Raw genomic sequence first — 16,653 nt, forward strand, 5'->3', positions numbered from 1 at the left:
GGGCGGATGCCGGCGGATCGGGCCGCGGTGTCCTGCGCCGCGGGGCCTTCCGGTGGATCGCGACGCCGCGGGCGGCAAGGCGCTCGTCACCCGCCCGGTCGGGCTCCTCCTCGCGGGTGCGCCGGCCGCGAGGCCGCCGCGGTGTCGCTCGTCTGCAGCAGGAGCAGCGCGATGTCATCGCTCTTCTCCTCCCGCGCCGTCCGCTGGGCTCTGGAGATGAGCCGGTCGCACAGTGCGCCCAGCGACTCCTCCGGCGCGTCGTCGATGGCGCCTGCCAGGTCGCCGATGGCATCGCCGAGGTCGATGCCGGGCCTTTCCACCAGCCCGTCGGTGTACAGGGCGAGGAGGCTGCCCGGCGGCAGGTCGACCTCCGTGGTGTGGAAGTCGATGTCGGGATCCACGCCCAGGAGCAGGCCGGGCGGCAGGTCGAGGACTTCGCTGCCGCCGCCCGGCCGGCGCAGGATCGGCGGCGGGTGGCCTGCGCTGGCGAGCAGGGCCCGCCTGCGCGGCAGGTCGATGCAGGCGTAGACGCAGCTGGCGAACAGGTCGGTGTCCAGGTCTGCGAGCAGGCGATTGGTACGGGAGAGGACCTCGGCGGCAGTGGCCCCGACCTGCGCGTGGCTGTGCACGGCGGTCCTGACCTGCCCCATCAGGGCGGCCGCGCGCACGCTGTGGCCCTGGACGTCACCGACGACCGCCGCGGCCCTCTCGTGGTCGAGGCGGATCAGGTCGTAGAAGTCGCCGCCGACGTCGAGACCGCTCGTGGCCGGGCGGTAGCGGGCGGCGGTGCTCAGGCCGGCCAGCCGCGGCAGCTCGTTCGGCAGCAGCCCCGCCTGGAGGCCGCGGGCCGCTCCCGCGTTGAGGTCGTACAGCCGTGCCCGCTCCAGTGCCTGCGCTATCAGCCCGGCCAGGGACACGAGTTCGGCGCGCTCGTCGGGGAGGAAGGGGCGGGGCCGCTCGTATCCCAGGACGAGGCAGCCGATCGTGCGGCCGCTGATCGTCAGCGGCAGATACACGTAGGCGGCCATGTCGCCGTACGGCTCGATGTCCGGATACGTCTCCACCAGGGTGACGCTGTGGGGGTGGAAGGAGGGCGTGCCGGTCTCCATGACCCGCACGCCCTCGGTCCTCGAGGTCATCGGGAGGCCGTCGAAGTACTCGCGCATACGGTCGGGGAAGCCGCGCGAGCTGAGGACGACCATGCGGCCCTCCTCCTCGCTGATCAAGGCGAAGCCCTGGGCGCCGAGGACGGGCATCGTCTGGTCGGACAGGGAGTCCGTGACCTCCTGGACGGTCTTGCTCTCGGCCAGCGCGGAAGCCATGTGCAGCAGATGGAAGAGGGTGCCGGCGCGGGCCGGGGCGTCCGCGGCCGTGAGGGTGGAGATCCTCTCCTCGGCGGGGAGTCCCGCGGGCTCCACGGTGGCGGTGATACCCCAGTCGTCCGTGTACAGGGTGAACGACAGGGCCGGCCCATCGGGGCAGCGGGCCCTGAAAGCGGTGGGGAGCCGGCTGAAGAGCGCCGCGAGATAGGCGTTCTCGAAGGAGGGGTCGTGCAGCCAGGGGACGGCCTCGAAGAGATTGCGGTGCAGCAGTTCGTCCGGGCGCCGGCCGAGGAGTTCGGACGCGTGGCTGCTGATGTACGTGAGGCGGCCCTCCAGGTCCATCTCGCACACGCCGCCGGGGAGGCGGTCGACGAGCCGGGCCAGGGGGTCCCCCTTCGCCTCGGGCGGCTCCAGCGACAGCGGCACCTCCCGTGGCATCACCGGCCTGCCCGCCTCGGCGGCACGGCGCAGCCCCTGGGCCGCGCGCCGGCAGGAGGCGTCCACCTCGCGCCGCTCTTCGGCGGAGAGCTCCGGGGGGTGGGTCTCGGGCCACAGCAGCAGCACGGCACCCCAGCACTCGTCTGCGTCGAGCAGCGGTGCCACGTACATGGCGACCGGATACGGAAACGACAGCGCGGTACGAGGAAAGCGGCTCGCCAGCTCCTGCTGGTCGCCGAGCCACACCGGCTGCCGGCCGCGTACGGCCTCGGCCACCGGGACGTACGCCGCACGCGGCACCCGGGACCAGGGCAGGGCGATCTCCTCCGGGACCCCCCGTACGACCGTCAGCCGGATGAGCTGCTCGGACGGGACGTCCAGATACCCCGCGACGATCTGCGCGCCGACCTTGCGGGCGACGCGCTCCACCTCCACGTCGAGGACGCTGGCCGTGTCCCCGTCCCGCCGGACCCCGTCCTGAGCTGACATGGACCCACTGCCTTCCGTCGCGGGAACCCCGCCGTACACCCCCACTCGGTCGGTTTGTACCGGTTAGCCCTACCCATGCCGGGTGATTGCATGCGGCACGACAGAGGTGCCAGACGAGGGGCAACCTTGCACCATGGGTTCGCCGGTCCGGAGCCCGCCGATGCCGCCGGCCGCCCTCACGGCCTCCTCCGCGCACCCCGCCGTGCCCTCCCGCGGCCTGTCCCGTGTTTCCCGACCGGGAGCCCGTCGCGCGGCTAGTCTGTGGTCGCGACCCGAGGGGGACGACAGTGGACAAGTGGCCAGAGGGCCCCGCGGCGGAACCGGAAGCGGCGCGGGCACGATACGACTCCGACTTGGCGGCGGCGCGCAAAGGCCTGCGGGAGGCAATGCGGGCCGACCTGCCGGCCGCGCACCTGGGCCTCGGCGTCGTGGTCGTCGCCGCCGCCATCCTGGGCGGCACCGCGGGTCCCGTCGCAGGGGCACTCCTCGCCGCGGCCTTCGCGGCACTTTTCGGCGTGGTGCGGGCGGTCATGGCCTTCCGCGGCATCCGCGGTGCGGATGCCTGGCGCCGCTCCTATGTGTTCACCTTCGGATGGGCGAACTGGTTCTAGGGCCGGGCGGGCACGGCCTACGCGGACCCCTCTGCCGACGGCGCGGGGGCGAACGGCTCGATCTCGTGCCAGGCCGGGGGGCCGCCGAGCTGCCAGTCGAGCGGCGACTGGGATCCGTCCAGTGAGGTCCGGGCCGCGTTGACGAAGCGCATCTGGCCCTCGACCAGGGCCGCGTGGATCGCCCGCAGGTCCTCGCGGGTCTTCGGCGACCGGTCGACCAGCTCCGCGAAATGACCCACCGCACCGGTCAACTCCGATGCGGCCGCCGCCACGTCCTGCGGGGCGACCAGGCTGATCATGGTCAACGCCGAGTGCCACGGCACCCAGTCCGCCGCGAGCGGGCGGTCCTCGACGAACGCGTCACGGATTTCCATCTCCAGCGTGGCGAAGGCTCCCAGGAAAGCGGCATACGCCGCCGTCCGGTTGTCCCTGATCCACTGCTCGCTCTGGCCGCGCCGCCCGATGACACCACCGGCGAAAACGCCGACGACCGTGGCCGCGACCCCGCCCGCGCTCGACACCACCAAGTCCCACGGGACGGCCAACGCAACCTCCTCCACGTGCGGGACAGCCCCAAGAGCTGTCCCGCAACCCCCGGCGGGCGTGCCCTTAGGATCGGGACGTGTTCGAGTATCACGGCTGGATCACCGTCAGGGAATCCGCGGTCGGCGAGGACGACGACGTCCGGCTGCGGCAGATCGTCGACGAGCTTCGCCTTCGCATCGCAGGGATGGCCGACCCTTACCTCCTGGACCTGCGATGGATGAACGGCGAGGCCTTCGTCCATCTCGGCGGCCACTCCAACCACCGCTCGTCACCGGGGATCGCCGGCCTGTTCGAGCACGTCGCGGCGGTCGCCCCCGCCTCCTACGGACTCCTGCACGTCCGCGACGACGAGGACCCGGGCCATGAGAACGAGGTACGCGTGACCCGACTCGCCAGGGGCGCGATCACCCACCACGTGGAGGCGCTGCTGTCCCCGTGCGTCCCGACGCTGGAAGGCCCCTTCACCGACTGAGGGCTGTCCCGTGAGGTCCGGACCGACGGGTTGGCCGGACGGGTGACCGCGATCGGCCGGGGACACGAAGCCGGTCAAGGAGCGGCCGGATGCGGCCGGATGCCGATGAGCCGGGCCTGAAGCTGTCCTGGCACTACCCTGCACGCGTGATCGAGACCTCGAACGCCGGTCTTGCCGACCTCCTCGACCGCCGCGCCGACGGGCACGAGCCCGCGCCGGAGGCGGTGCTCGCCGCGCTGTTCGAGGGCGGGGTGTCCGTTCCCGTCACCGGCACCGGAGCGGTGGTGTTCGTCCCCGACGACAAGCGGTCGCCGACGCTGCTCGGCTTCAGCGACCCGGCGCTCGGCGCGCGACTGCTCCCGGCCGCCGATGGGATGGTGCACTGCGACGCGGCGCGGCTGAGGGACATCCTGGAGAAGACCGGCGTCGCCGTGCTCGTGGTCCGCTCGGGGAACGGGCAGGCGACCTTTCCCGAGCAGGTGCTGCGGGACTGGGCATCCCACGGGCCCGGGGCGCAGATGACGCTCGAATGGTCCACGGACCCGGTGGCTGTCGCCCTGCGCGACGCGGTGGTCCGGCGGGTCCGCGAATTCCCCGCCGTCCGATCGGTCTGGGTGGCGTGGGTCCGCTGGCAGGTCGGCGGCGAGGAAGGCCTGATCCTCCATGTGGCCGTGGACGAGGAGCTGCCCTCGGCCTCCGCCGACCGCCTGATGCAGGTCCTGCTCGGCGAGGAGGTGAAGCTCGGCCCGAGCCATCCGAAGGTCGCGATGCTCGCCCTGAACACCACCACTCATGCCGACACCATCGCCCGACTGGACCGCCAGGGCCTGGACACGGTGCGCCAGGACGTGGAGTCGGGCCTGGTCAGCGTGGTCTCCCGCGAGTACGACGACCCGTCGGTGGCCGCCTTTGCGAACGGTGCCGCGCCCCAACCGCGGGCCAGGCGCCGCCTTTTCGGCCGCTCCTGACCCAATGGCCGCGGCGGGGGTCTCCGCGCAGGCTGGAACCCCTGCCTCCACATGATCAACCCACCGGCTCGACAACATCTCCACATGTCACCATGATCGCCATGACACTCCTCAGCAAGGGCGCCAACGCGCCTGTCCCCGACGCCGCGTTGCGGATCGCCGTCTGCCGTCGGCAGGTCACCGGGGCCCCGGCCGTGGACGCGTCGGCGCTGCTGCTCGACGCGGTCGGCAAGGTCCGCGGCGACGCCGACCTGGTGTTCTACAACCAGTCGGTGCACCCCTCCGGGGCGATACGGCACTCCGGCACCGCCGAGGGCGGCGGGGTACTCGCCGACTGGCTGGAAGTGGACCTGCCACGTGTCGAGCCCGGGATCCAGCGGGTGCTGATCGCGGCCTCCTGCGACGGCGGAGTGTTCGGGCACGTACCCGGGCTGTACGTGCAAGCGCTGACGGCGGACGGCACCGTCGTGGCGCACTACGCGGTGACCGACGCGTCGAGCGAGACCGCGTTCGTCCTCGGAGAGTTCTACCGGCGCAACGGGCAGTGGAAATTCCGGGCGATCGGGCAGGGGTACGCCTCCGGACTCGCGGGGCTGGCAACGGACTTCGGGATCACGGTGGAGGAACCGGCGGCAGCGGGTGCGCCGGTGGCCGCGCAGGACGCCGTCCCCTCCTCGCTCGGGGCCGAGTTCCAGCCCTACGTCCAGCGCGGTCGCGGCAACGGCGTGGTCTCCGCGGAGGTACCGCTCCCACCGGGGCCGGCGATCGTCGAGGCCTGGCACGAGGGCGACGGATACTTCTCCGCCCACACCCTCGACGGGCGCAACAAGGAGGACGGACTCCTCTTCAACACCACCAAGCGCGACTTCCGCGGCCGCGCCCTGGTCCGGGTCCCGGAAGGCCGCCCGCTGCGGCTGCGCATAGCGGGCGACAACGACTGGACGGTGCTGGTGCAGCCGCTGTCGGTGGCCCGCACGCTCGGCACCGCCCCGCTGCGCGGACACGGCCCCGAGGTCGTCGCGTACCTGGGCACCGCGGCCGACCTCGACGTGGAGTACGCGGGCGACGACGACGGCAGCGGCTACTTCGGGATGACCTCCCACGAAGCGGCGCTGCTCGACGACCCGAACGCCTACGACCTGCTGGTGAACGACACCGGCAGGCTCCGCCAGACCGCGCCGCTGCCCGACGGCCCGCTGCTGCTCGTGCTGGAGGCCGAGGGCGCCTGGCAGCTGTCCGCCCGGCCGCTGCCCGTGCACGACCAGGCTGCCGCGCAGGCCGCCGGGGTCTGGACGGGGCGCGGGGCGAAGACGGTCACCCTGGTCAATCCCTCCCCGGGACGCCCCGCGCTGCTGGAGTACGAGATCACCGGGGAGGACGGGATCTTCGGACACCGGGTGACGCTTGTCGACGAGTACGACGACGAGGAGCCGTACCTCGACGGCACTCATCACGGCGAACGCGGGCGTGCGCTGCTCTTCCGCCACGGCGAGGGCGAGGCGCGGCTGCGGCTGGAGAACGCGGGCGTATGGAAACTGCGGCTGCTGCCGATCGAGCAGGCGCCCGCGCTCACCGGCCCCGCGGAAGGCGCGGGCAGCACCGTCCTCCGGTACGACGGCCCGCCCGCGCTGCTCGGTCTGCAGCGCACCACGGACGACGACGGCAGTCTGCTCACCCGCGCGTTCCAGGCCGGCGGCCGGTCGGCCGTGTCCGCCGACACCACCGGTAAACGGCGCCCGGTGACCGGCCCGCTGTGGGTGTCAGGGGCGGGCTACTGCTACGTCCAGGTCTTCGCGACCGACAGCACCGGGTGGCGGATCGAGCCGGCCGACCTCGCCAGCGCGCCGGTGCTCGGGAAGCGTGCGGAGGGCCACGGATACGGAGTCGTCCGGAACACCGGGCCCGACACCGAGGTGATGGTCACGTACGCGCCGCGGGGCATGCTCGACCTGCCGGTGCTGTGGGAATTGGACGAACACCTCGAACCGGTGCGCCGGATCAGCACCTCCGCGGGCCTGCAGCGGCTTCCGAGCGGGATCTTCCAGTTCAGAGGACGCGGCCGGTGGACCCTCGAACCGAGGGGCTGATCCCGGGTGCCGGCTCCTTCCCCGAGCGGGGGTCGGGACGCGCGGGCCGGTTTCCTGGACGGTGGCTGTTCTCCGCCCGCCGCGTCGGAACCGGCCGTCCGGCGAGGCCGCGCTCACCTCGGAGCGGCCTCCGTGCCCGTGCCGGAACGACGGCCCCGGCAGCCGTCATCGCCTCGGCGGCGCCTCCCGGGTCACGTCCGCGGCGGCCTTGTCCTCGCGCAGGCCGAGGTAGCGGGGGTGGCGCAGCCGGCCGTCGCGTGTCCACTCCGTGAAGCCGACCTCCGCGACGAGTTCCGGCCTCACCCAGTGCGCGGACCGCTCCCTTACCGGGTCCTGGAAGGGCGAGCGGTCCACCTCCAGCGCGTCGAGGCGGCCGCGCAGGGTCCGCAGCGTGGCCGTGTCGTAGCCCGTGCCGACCTTGCCGGCGTAACGCAGCCGGCCGTCGAGGTTATAGCCGACCAGCAGGGCGCCGAAGCCGACCCGGCTCCCGGCCGGCTCGGTGAAGCCTCCGACGACCAGCTCCTGTCCTGCGCCGCACTTGAGCTTGAGCCAGTTCGCGGAGCGCCGGTGGGTGTACGGGGCCTCCGCCCGCTTGGCGATCAGCCCCTCCCAGCCCCAGCCGCACGCCTGGTCGAGCAGCTGCCGGCCGCCGTGGTTGCGATGGGGGGTGAAGCGCAGCGGGGCGTGGAAATCCAGAGCGTCCCGCAGCAGTGCCTTGCGCACCCGCTGCGGCAGCCCGGTGGTGTCCAGGCCGCCCAGCCTGAGCACGTCGAAGACGTAGTACGTCACGGTGACCTTGCTGGCCCGCACGGCGACAGGGGCGGTGAGGCCGCTGCGCTGCTGGAGCAGGGCGAAGTCGGTACGCCCGCGGTGCAGCGCGACGACCTCGCCGTCCACCACGAAATCCCGGCACGGTTGTGCGGCGAGCGCGTCGATCACCTCGGGGTAGGTGGCGTTCTGCCGCAGGCCGGTGCGGGACCACAGCTCCACCCGGTCGTCCTCGAGGGACGCCAGCAGCCGGATGCCGTCCAGCTTCCGCTCGAAGATCCAGTCGTCGCCGAAGTCCCTGCGGTCGCTGAGCTGCGCGAGCATGGGCTCGCCGGGATCGGGCCCCGCAGGACGCAGCAGGGCGCGTTGCCGCTCGGACAGCCGCTCCAGCAGGTCGGTCCTCATACGCGGCGCCCGCCGTGCGGCGCGGAGCGTTTCGGCTCCGCTTCAGGCGCCGGGTCCGATGTCGCCTCGGCCGCCGCCCTGACCTGGCCGAGGGTGTGGCCGCTGCGGGCGGACCTGGCACGCCGCGGATCCGGTGCGTCGGGGGCCGCGGTGTGCGCGCCGGCGTGTCGCACCAGCAGCCACGCCTCGCGGTCGCCCGTGTCGGAGCCGCGGAAGCGGGTGAGCGAGTACCCGCCGTGCAGCTTGTGCCCGTCGAGGCGGAAGGACACATGGCCCCTGCGGACCGCCTCGGCTACCGGGATCGGCCGGCCGCGGCGGTCGGCGGTGAGGTTCAGGTAGGTGCCCTCGTCCCAGACGATGACGGCCCCGGCGCCGTACTCACCCGCGGCGATCGTGCCCTCGAAGTCGCGGTAGTCCAGCGGGTGGTCCTCGGTCGGCATCGCCAGCCGCTTGGCGTGCGGATCGCCCGGCGGCCCCTTGGGCACCGCCCAGGACTTCAGCACCCCCTCGGCCTCCAGCCGGAAGTCGAAGTGCGTGGTCGTCGCGTCGTGGATCTGCACCACGAAAGAGGGCTGCCGATCGGCTTCCGCCCGCTCGGCGCGGCCCTCGGGCTCGCGCGTCTGCGAGAAGTCCCGCCGACGGTGGTATTCCGACAGGGTGTCCTTGGCGGCCAAAGGGACGACCTCCTCACGCTGGGGCCCTGCTCGTCCCCCCTCTGCCCTCCCGGCTACCCAGCAGGCCCGCGCGTATCCGCGACGGCGCCCGGTGCCGTGCCCGCCCAGGACTGCACGGGGACGCAAATGGGGCGGTCCCGGGAGACCGCCTCCGCCGGACAGGTCAAATCTTGGTATACCGGCCCATGCCGGGACGCCCGCAACCCGCTGATCCAGGGGCATATGAGGGCACGGGCGGGCAGCTTGCCGGAAATGGGGGACTTCAGCAGGAATGCCCGGTTCAGCACCGGGTAGTCGGCGGACATACCCGGTCCGAGCCATCGGTACGGCGAGTGAGCGCCCGTGACGGTCAGGCTTTCGGGGCAAGGAGGCGCGCAATGGTCCTCTCCCTGCACGAGCGACGAGTGATCGCGGACATGGAGCGGTCCCTGTCCGAGGAGGATCCCCGATTGTCCAAACGGCTGGCGAGCTTCGGCCGTACCTATCCGGAGCCGATGCAGCCTCCACCGCGTGCCGAGGGGCCGCCGCCCGAGTGGTCGGGCGGCAGGCGCGCCGGGCGGTTCACCGTCTGGTCGATAGCCCTGGCGCTGACGCTGCTCTGCGCGGCGCTCGCCCTCTCGGCGGCGGGGCTGCTGGCCGCCGCGACCGTGGCGGCGCTGGCGGGAGTGGGGTTCTGGGCGGTCTACCGCCGCCAGCGCCGCCGGCAGCGCGAAGGCATACCGCAGGGGCCCATACGCGGCGGCTGACACGCCGGACCGCTTCCGCATCGCAGCGACGAGCCGGCACGGGAGGGACGCGCGCGATGTCGGCGCGGGTCCACCCGGGCGCCGCGCAACCGCCGACCGGTTGGGGCCCGGCCCGCCGTAGTCACGCGCAGGCCCTGTAGGGGTGCGCACCTGCGGCAACCCGGTCCCAGCAGGCCCGAGGGCCGCGACGGCCGCGATCTGCCGGTCGGAGACGCCCGGGCGTCCGGCCGGAGAGTCGGAAAGGCAGCCCGCGTCCCGGACGCGAGCCGGAGCCTGCCACGAAGCACGGACCAGTTCGGCGGCGAGACGGGGGCCGGCGAGTCAGGAGCCCCGAGCGCTTCCTCAGGGCACCCGCAGGGCCAGCATGGCGATGTCGTCGTCGGCGTCCGCACCCATGCCGTGCAGGAGGTGCGCCACGACGGCTTCCACCGGCTCGGCCGCCAGCGAGGCCATCTCGCGCCGCAGCCGTGTCATCCCGCGGTCCAGGACCTCGCCGCGCCGCTCGACGAGACCGTCGGTGTACAGCAGCAGGGTGGAGCCGGGAGGCAGCGGGGTCTGGGCCTCGGGCCGGATGACGTCCGCACTGACACCGAGTGGCAGGCCGCCGGCAGCGTCGAGATAGTGGCTCTCGCCGTCTGCCGTCACCAGCAGCGGCGGCAGGTGGCCCGCCCGGGACCACTCCAGCGTCCAGGGGCCGCCCTGCACACCCTTGAGCAGGGCGTAGATGCAGGTGGCCGTGGATGCGGGGTGGAGGGTGTGGTTGGCGCGGTCGAGCCGGGCGAGGATCTTGCCCGCGGGCTCCTGCCGGTCGCAGGCGACCCCGCGCAGCATGTTGCGCAGCTGGCTCATCGTGACGGCGGCCTGAAGGTCGTGGCCCGTGACGTCGCCGATGATCAGCGCGATGTCGCCCTGGGGGAGGACGAAGCAGTCGTACCAGTCACCGCCCACCTCGGCGGTGGTCTGCGAGGGCTCGTAGCCCGCTGCGAGCCCGATCGGCCCGATGTCGGGCAGTGCGGGCAGGAGCGAGCGCTGCAGGCGTTCGGCGATGCGCTGGGTCTCCCGGTGCAGCCGGGAGTTGTCAAGGCTGAGGCCGAGGCGGTGGGCGAGGTCCTGCACCAAGGGCAGGTGGTCCGCGCTGAAGGGCGCTCGCCCGGCCGCCCGTCCGAGGCTCAGTGCCCCCAGCACCTCGCCACGGGACTCCAGGGGTGCCACCAGCAGCGTCTCGGTGTCGAACCGCGTGTACGGAGCCGGCTCGCCCGCGACGGGGGAGGGGAACTCCGGGTGCGGCAGCAGCAGCGGACCCTCGCCGCGCAGCGCCCGTGCCAGCGGCCCACGCCCGACGGGCCACGCCGACGGCAGCGCACCGGTCGTCCCGTCGTCCACGTTCAGGGCCGGGTCACGGTGCACCACGGCCACCTCGCGGATCCCGCGGTCCGCCACGGTGTGGACGGAGCACCAGTCGCCCAGCTGCGGTACGAGGGTGCGGCTGACCCGGCGCATCCCGGTGTTCGCGTCCAGGGTGCTGGCGAGCGCGGCCGTGGCTGCGGACAGCAGGGCCAGGCGGTCCAGCGCGTCCTGCAAGGCACGGCCCATGTCGTCGTCCATGTCCCGCCTCTGCTCTCGCCTGTCCGGCGGCGCTTTCGGGTGCTTGACCCCCGCAACGCACACCTACCCGTGGCAGAAGCGGTCGAAGCACCTGAAATACGGCGATCCGGCCACCCTCCGCGGGTGGTACCGCGGCCGACTCCAAGCCCGGTCTCCCTCGCGCCTTGCCGCTCGGGCCGGCCCTCCGGCCGGCCGGGCAGCAGGAACGGTTTGCCGCCCGGCTCAGTCCTGCCGCGGTGGCTCCGAAGGTTCCGGGCCCTCCTCGCGCCGTAGTCCGGTCGCGACGTTCCAGCCCCGGACCACCGGGTGCCCGAACAAGGCATACACGCTCGCAGGAACCGCCTCACCCTCCTGGGGTGCCGGCTCCGCCGCTTCATCGGGGCACGCATCCATGCCCGACCAACGAGCGACCCCGGGTACGGAAACGGGGATGGCGCCGCAGGTCCGCCTCAGACGCGGCGGTCCTCGACTCCGTAGCCCAGCCCCCGCATGACCGCCTGCACATTCGCGTACTCCCCATTGGAGGGCAGGGCCTGCACCAGGTCCACGACGGTGTCCGGCGCGCGGTGGCGCTGCAACGCCTCCAGCAGCCCCTCGCGGCGCGCGGGGAAGACATCGCGCTCCAGGTGGCGGGCGAGTTCGCTGCGGACCAAGACGTCCCGCGGTGTCATGCCGGGGGGCGTGCCACCCCCCTGGTCGGCGGGGAGCGCCTCCGCGAGGGGCTGGTCGGCGCCGGGCGACTCCGCGTCGTAGGACCCGTCCGGCATCAGACCGCGGTTTCCCTTGAGCTCCCCCTGCATCTCCCGCTTGAGCTCGTCGTCGCGGACGAAGCCCGTCTTGTTGGTGCCTTGATCCGCCATGCGCTCGGCCTTCCTGCTGCTCGGCTGCCCGTCGCGGACATCCATGGAAATGCGCGTACCCGCGCAATTCGGGTGAAAACCGATACGGTGTCCGCGCCCGCGCCGACCTGGGGGTCAAGCGCGGGCGGGGACACCGGGGGAGTGGCCGCGTCAGCGGGTGAGGAGGACGAAGGCGGCATCCGAGCTGACGACGACGGCGACGCATCCGACTACCGCCGCCACACAGTGCCGCTTGAGTTCCTCGTACCGCGCGCTGTATTCGCCGCGCAGTTCGACGGCCCGGTCGACGTTCCGCTGGAGCATGGCGCGCGAGGCGGCCACCCGGTCCGCCACGTAGACGCGCTCGACGTCCTCGCGCTGCGAGGTCGTCAGCCACGGCAGGTTCGCCGCGAAGGCGGTCGCCTGCCGCCGGGCCGCTTCGAGCTCGGCGTTCCACAGCAGGTACTCGGCCATCTGCTCAAGCCCGCGCTCGCGGTCGTCGTGTGCCCTCATCGGTCGTCCTCGGGTCGGCAGGACACCTACTTCTGCTTGTCGCCGGGAGCGATGGTGATCGACCTGTCCGGACGGTTCGTCGCGTCGTCGACGGCGGAGATCTCCGGGTGGTGCAGGTCGAAGGCCGGGGATTCGGAGCGGATCCGCGGCAGCGAGGCGAAGTTGTGCCGCGGCGGCGGGCACGAGGTGGCCCACTCCAGGGAGCGGCCGTAGCCCCACGGGTCGTCGACCTCGACCTTCTTGCCGTACTTCGCGGTCCTCCACACGTTGTAGAAGAACGGCAGCATCGACAGGCCGAGCAGGAACGAGCTGATCGTGGAGACCGTGTTCAGCGTGGTGAAGCCGTCGGCGGCCAGGTAGTCGGCGTACCGGCGGGGCATGCCCTCCGCGCCCAGCCAGTGCTGGACGAGGAAGGTGCCGTGGAAGCCGAGGAAGAGGGACCAGAAGGTGATCTTCCCGAGGCGTTCGTCGAGCATCTTGCCGGTCATCTTCGGCCACCAGAAGTGGAAGCCGGCGAACATCGCGAACACGACGGTGCCGAAGACCACGTAGTGGAAGTGGGCGACCACGAAGTAGGAGTCCGAGACGTGGAAGTCCAGCGGCGGCGCCGCCAGGATCACACCCGTGAGCCCGCCGAAAAGGAAGGTCACCAGGAATCCGATCGACCAGAGCATCGGGGTCTCGAAGCTCAGCGACCCCTTCCACATGGTGCCGATCCAGTTGAAGAACTTCACCCCTGTGGGCACCGCGATCAGGAAGGTCATGAACGAGAAGAACGGCAGCAGCACACCGCCGGTGACGTACATGTGGTGCGCCCACACCGTCACGGACAGGGCGGCGATGGAGATGGTCGCCGCCACCAGGCCGATGTACCCGAACACCGGTTTCCGGCTGAACACCGGCAGGATCTCCGTCACGATGCCGAAGAACGGCAGCGCGATGATGTACACCTCCGGATGGCCGAAGAACCAGAAGAGGTGCTGCCAGAGCAATGCGCCGCCATTGGCGGAATCGAAGATGTGCGCGCCGAATTTCCGGTCGGCCTCGAGCGCCAGAAGCGCGCCTGCCAGCACGGGGAACGCGAAGAGGACCAGGACGGACGTCAGCAGCACGTTCCACACGAAGATCGGCATGCGGAACATCGTCATACCCGGTGCACGCATGCAGATGATCGTGGTGGTGAAGTTGACCGCGCCGAGGATGGTGCCGAAGCCGGACAGCGCAAGCCCCATCACCCACATGTCGCCGCCCACGCTGGGCGAGTTCACCTCGCTGGACAGCGGCGAGTACGCGAACCAGCCGAAGTCGGCCGCACCCTGCGGGGTGACGAAGCCGCCGACCGCGATCAGCGAGCCGAACAGGTAGAACCAGTAGGCGAGCATGTTCAGCCGCGGGAAGGCCACGTCGGGGGCGCCGATCTGCAGCGGCATGATCCAGTTGGTGAAGCCGGCGAACAGCGGTGTCGCGAACATCAGCAGCATCGCCGTGCCGTGCATCGTGAACGCCTGGTTGTACTGCTCGTTCGACAGGAACTGGGTGCCGGGACGGGCGAGCTCGGCCCGCATCAGCAGCGCCATGATCCCGGCGATGATGAAGAAGGCGAACGACGTGGACAGGTACAGGGTGCCGATCGTCTTGTGATCGGTGCTGGCCGCCCAGTTCACGATGATGCTGCCCGGGCGCCTGCGTTTGGCCGGGATTTCGTCGGCGTAGGAGTCGTCGAGGTCGGCGGGCCCCGCCGTGTCGCTCGTCGTCACGTTCCGCTCCGCCCGGTCACAAAGGTTTTCAGCATGGGAGCAGACTCCCGGCACTCCGCCCCGCCCGCGCACCAGGCACGCCGCTGTTTCAGCCGATGGAGGGACGGAGAGTAACCAAAGCCCCCCGCGGCCGTACACTCTGCGTCGCCCCCACCCGCGAGCCGGAGCCGGCGGCGGGCCGCACGGCTGGATACTCGTGGGACGAGACGGCACCCGCCAGCGCGGCAGCGGACGTACGGAGAAGCACGATGACGGGGCGACAGCGGCCTCCGGACGACGGTGGGCGGGCCCGGCGGGCCGGTCGGCCGGCGGCCACGGAGCCTGACACCGGCGACGTGGTGGTCGACTGCGCCGTCTACGTGGGCGGTGTGCGCCGGGCCACGCTGTCCGCGCACGAAGCGCTGCGTGCCGCCCGCGCGCAGGAGGGCGGCTTCGTCTGGATCGGCCTGCACGAACCCGGCCCGCGGGACCTCGAGGACATCGCCGACACCTTCGGCCTGCACCCGCTGGCGGTCGAGGACGCCGTGCACGCCCACCAGCGCCCCAAGCTGGAGCAGTACGAGGACACGCTCTTCCTGGTCCTGAAGACGATCGTGTCCGTCGAGCACGAGGAGCTGACCGCCACCAGCGAGGTCGTCGACACCGGGGAGATCATGATCTTCCTCGGGGTGGACTTCATCGTCGTCGTCCGCCACGGCAGCGCCCCCGCCCTCGGCGGGGTGCGCCGCAGCCTCGAGGAGCGGCCCGACATGCTCGCCCAGGGTCCTGCAGCCGTCCTGCACGCCATCGCCGACCAGGTCGTCGACGACTACCTCGACGTCGCCGACGCCGTCGAACTCGACGTCGAGCAGCTGGAGTCCGACATGTTCGCCGCCCGCCGCACCGACGACGCCGAACGCATCTACCAGCTCAAACGCGAACTCCTCGAATTCAGGCGCGCCGTACTCCCGCTCACCCGGCCGCTCATGCGGCTCGCCGACGAGCCGCTGCCCGCCGTCCCCGAGCCAGTGGGCAAATACCTCCGGGACGTCGCCGACCACCTCACCCAGGTCCGCGAGCGCCTCACCGCGGCCGCCGAACTCACCGACGGCCTGCTCGCCGCCAACCTCGCCAGGGTCGGCGTGCAGCAGAACACCGACATGCGCCGTATCAGCGCCACCGCGGCCATCCTGGCCATCCCCACCCTGATCGCGGCCATCTACGGCATGAACTTCGACCACATGCCCGAACTCCACTGGATCTTCGGCTACCCCCTCATGCTCGCCGTGACCGCCGCCATCTCCTACACCGTCTACCGCGCCTTCCGCCGCAACGGCTGGCTCTGACCCGGGGTGCGGGAAGGCAGGGGCCGCCACTCGTGATCCACTACGTACTGCTCGTCGTCTGCGCGGTGGCGATCTACCTCTCCTGCGAGTGGTTCGTCAACGCCGTGGAATGGCTGGGCCTGCGGCTGAACGTCGGGAAGACGGCGGTGGGCACCATCCTGGCAGCCTTCGGAACCGCCCTGCCCGAGTCGGTGGTGACCCTGGTCGCGGTCACCACCGGCGCGGACGAGAACGCCAGGGACATCGGGATCGGCGCGGCCATGGGCGGCCCGCTGGCCCTCTCCACCATCGCCTACGGCGTGACCGGCATGACGCTGATGCTCAAGCGCCGCCGGGAGGGCAGCGCCGCACCGCAGCGGGCCGGTGCGGCGCGGGGGCGTCCCCGGGCGCGGGCGGTGGGTGACGAGAGGGACATGAAGCGGCTGGCCAAGGACCAGAAGTGGTTCCTGCCGATCTTCGCCGTGAAGGTGGCGCTCGGACTGGTCGCCTTCGCGTTCAAGCCGGCTCTCGGCGCGTTGTTCTTCGCCACCTACGCGGTGTACTTCTGGCGTGAGATCCGCAGCGGCGACGACGGGGGGCAAGGAGAGGACGACGAGCTGGAACCGCTGAGGTTCCAGCCGAAGGCCGCGTCCCCCTCGACACCCGCGGTCGTCGGCCAGACCCTGCTGACCCTGGCGGTGATCTTCTTCGCGTCGCAGCTGTTCGTGAGGCAGCTGGACGCCATCGGCCCGATGCTGGGCCTGTCCACCACAGTGACGGCGTTGCTGCTCTCCCCGGTCGCCACCGAACTGCCCGAGGTCATGAACGCGGTGATCTGGGTCCGGCAGGGCAAGACCAGGCTGGCGCTGGCGAACATCTCAGGCGCCATGATGATCCAGGCCACCGTCCCCAGCGGGCTCGGCCTGATCTTCACCACGTGGAAGTTCGACGCCGCCCTCATCTGGTCGGGCGCCATCACCATGGCGGCGATCGTCTACCTCCTGCTGACGATGCGCGCGCACCGGCTCACCCCCGGCAGGCTGGCGCTGGCCGGCGGCTTCTACCTGGTCTTCGCCCTCGGCCTGATCCCGATCCTGTCGTGAGGAAGC

General features: G+C 71.8%; 15 protein-coding genes. 7 read left to right on the forward strand and 8 right to left on the reverse strand.

The features are described from left to right. Positions 1-86 precede the first annotated feature (86 nt). Positions 87-2,249 carry a SpoIIE family protein phosphatase gene (locus ACGFMP_RS16335; RefSeq protein ID WP_393673016.1) on the reverse strand — a complete coding sequence of 721 codons (2,163 nt, stop codon included), beginning with the start codon at positions 2,247-2,249 and terminating at the stop codon, positions 87-89. Between the two features lie 287 nt (positions 2,250-2,536). Between ACGFMP_RS16335 and ACGFMP_RS16340 the strand changes: the two genes are divergently transcribed. Next, positions 2,537-2,860: a hypothetical protein gene (locus tag ACGFMP_RS16340; protein WP_393673017.1), complete on the forward strand. Its 324-nt coding sequence runs from the start codon at positions 2,537-2,539 to the stop codon at positions 2,858-2,860. Positions 2,861-2,877: 17 nt separating this feature from the next. Here the strand turns inward: ACGFMP_RS16340 and ACGFMP_RS16345 are convergent, their stop codons facing one another. Then, positions 2,878-3,405 carry a hypothetical protein gene (locus ACGFMP_RS16345; RefSeq protein WP_393673018.1) on the reverse strand — a complete coding sequence of 176 codons (528 nt, stop codon included), beginning with the start codon at positions 3,403-3,405 and terminating at the stop codon, positions 2,878-2,880. Positions 3,406-3,482: 77 nt separating this feature from the next. Between ACGFMP_RS16345 and ACGFMP_RS16350 the strand changes: the two genes are divergently transcribed. The 3 genes from ACGFMP_RS16350 to ACGFMP_RS16360 all read left to right on the forward strand — a co-directional run bounded on the left by ACGFMP_RS16350 (position 3,483) and on the right by ACGFMP_RS16360 (position 6,933). Beyond that, complete coding sequence (locus tag ACGFMP_RS16350; RefSeq protein WP_393673019.1) at positions 3,483-3,878, forward strand: Imm7 family immunity protein; 396 nt, start codon at positions 3,483-3,485, stop codon at positions 3,876-3,878. A 146-nt stretch (positions 3,879-4,024) separates the two neighbouring features. Next, the gene (locus ACGFMP_RS16355; protein WP_393673020.1) at positions 4,025-4,846 is read left to right on the forward strand and encodes a hypothetical protein; all 822 of its coding nucleotides are present in this window, start codon (positions 4,025-4,027) and stop codon (positions 4,844-4,846) included. Positions 4,847-4,947: 101 nt separating this feature from the next. Then, on the forward strand, positions 4,948-6,933 hold the full coding sequence (locus ACGFMP_RS16360; RefSeq protein WP_393673021.1) for a TerD family protein: 1,986 nt from the start codon (positions 4,948-4,950) through the stop codon (positions 6,931-6,933). A 165-nt stretch (positions 6,934-7,098) separates the two neighbouring features. Here ACGFMP_RS16360 and ligD read toward each other — a convergent pair whose 3' ends face one another. Both ligD and ACGFMP_RS16370 read right to left on the reverse strand, forming a co-directional pair. After that, positions 7,099-8,106, reverse strand: coding sequence for a non-homologous end-joining DNA ligase (ligD, locus tag ACGFMP_RS16365; RefSeq protein ID WP_393673022.1), 1,008 nt, complete (start codon positions 8,104-8,106; stop codon positions 7,099-7,101). Then, a complete protein-coding gene (locus tag ACGFMP_RS16370; protein ID WP_393673024.1) occupies positions 8,103-8,780 on the reverse strand; it encodes a DNA polymerase ligase N-terminal domain-containing protein in 678 nt (225 codons plus the stop codon). The genes ligD and ACGFMP_RS16370 overlap by 4 nt, the downstream gene beginning before the upstream one ends. A 377-nt stretch (positions 8,781-9,157) precedes the next feature. Here ACGFMP_RS16370 and ACGFMP_RS16375 point away from each other — a divergent pair, with 377 nt between their 5' ends. Further along, a complete protein-coding gene (locus ACGFMP_RS16375; RefSeq protein ID WP_393673026.1) occupies positions 9,158-9,526 on the forward strand; it encodes a DUF3040 domain-containing protein in 369 nt (122 codons plus the stop codon). A 342-nt stretch (positions 9,527-9,868) separates the two neighbouring features. On the opposite strand, the gene ACGFMP_RS16380 is transcribed toward ACGFMP_RS16375, so the two are convergent. From ACGFMP_RS16380 to ctaD, 4 genes are all read right to left on the reverse strand, one after another. Beyond that, positions 9,869-11,131, reverse strand: coding sequence for a PP2C family protein-serine/threonine phosphatase (locus ACGFMP_RS16380; RefSeq protein ID WP_393673028.1), 1,263 nt, complete (start codon positions 11,129-11,131; stop codon positions 9,869-9,871). A 449-nt stretch (positions 11,132-11,580) separates the two neighbouring features. Continuing rightward, a complete protein-coding gene (locus tag ACGFMP_RS16385) occupies positions 11,581-12,036 on the reverse strand; it encodes a DUF2795 domain-containing protein (protein WP_393673029.1) in 456 nt (151 codons plus the stop codon). Between the two features lie 105 nt (positions 12,037-12,141). Then, a complete protein-coding gene (locus tag ACGFMP_RS16390) occupies positions 12,142-12,483 on the reverse strand; it encodes a hypothetical protein (protein WP_393673030.1) in 342 nt (113 codons plus the stop codon). A gap of 26 nt (positions 12,484-12,509) precedes the next feature. After that, on the reverse strand, positions 12,510-14,240 hold the full coding sequence (gene ctaD, locus ACGFMP_RS16395; RefSeq protein WP_393673031.1) for a cytochrome c oxidase subunit I: 1,731 nt from the start codon (positions 14,238-14,240) through the stop codon (positions 12,510-12,512). Between the two features lie 248 nt (positions 14,241-14,488). Between ctaD and corA the strand changes: the two genes are divergently transcribed. After that, positions 14,489-15,565, forward strand: coding sequence for a magnesium/cobalt transporter CorA (gene corA, locus ACGFMP_RS16400; protein ID WP_393673032.1), 1,077 nt, complete (start codon positions 14,489-14,491; stop codon positions 15,563-15,565). Positions 15,566-15,597: 32 nt separating this feature from the next. After that, positions 15,598-16,647, forward strand: coding sequence for a sodium:calcium antiporter (locus tag ACGFMP_RS16405; protein ID WP_393673034.1), 1,050 nt, complete (start codon positions 15,598-15,600; stop codon positions 16,645-16,647). The last annotated feature ends 6 nt before the right edge of the window (positions 16,648-16,653 follow it).

The sequence above is a fragment of the Streptomyces sp. NPDC049040 genome, from assembly GCF_043197715.1.
Lineage (GTDB): Bacteria > Actinomycetota > Actinomycetes > Streptomycetales > Streptomycetaceae > Actinacidiphila.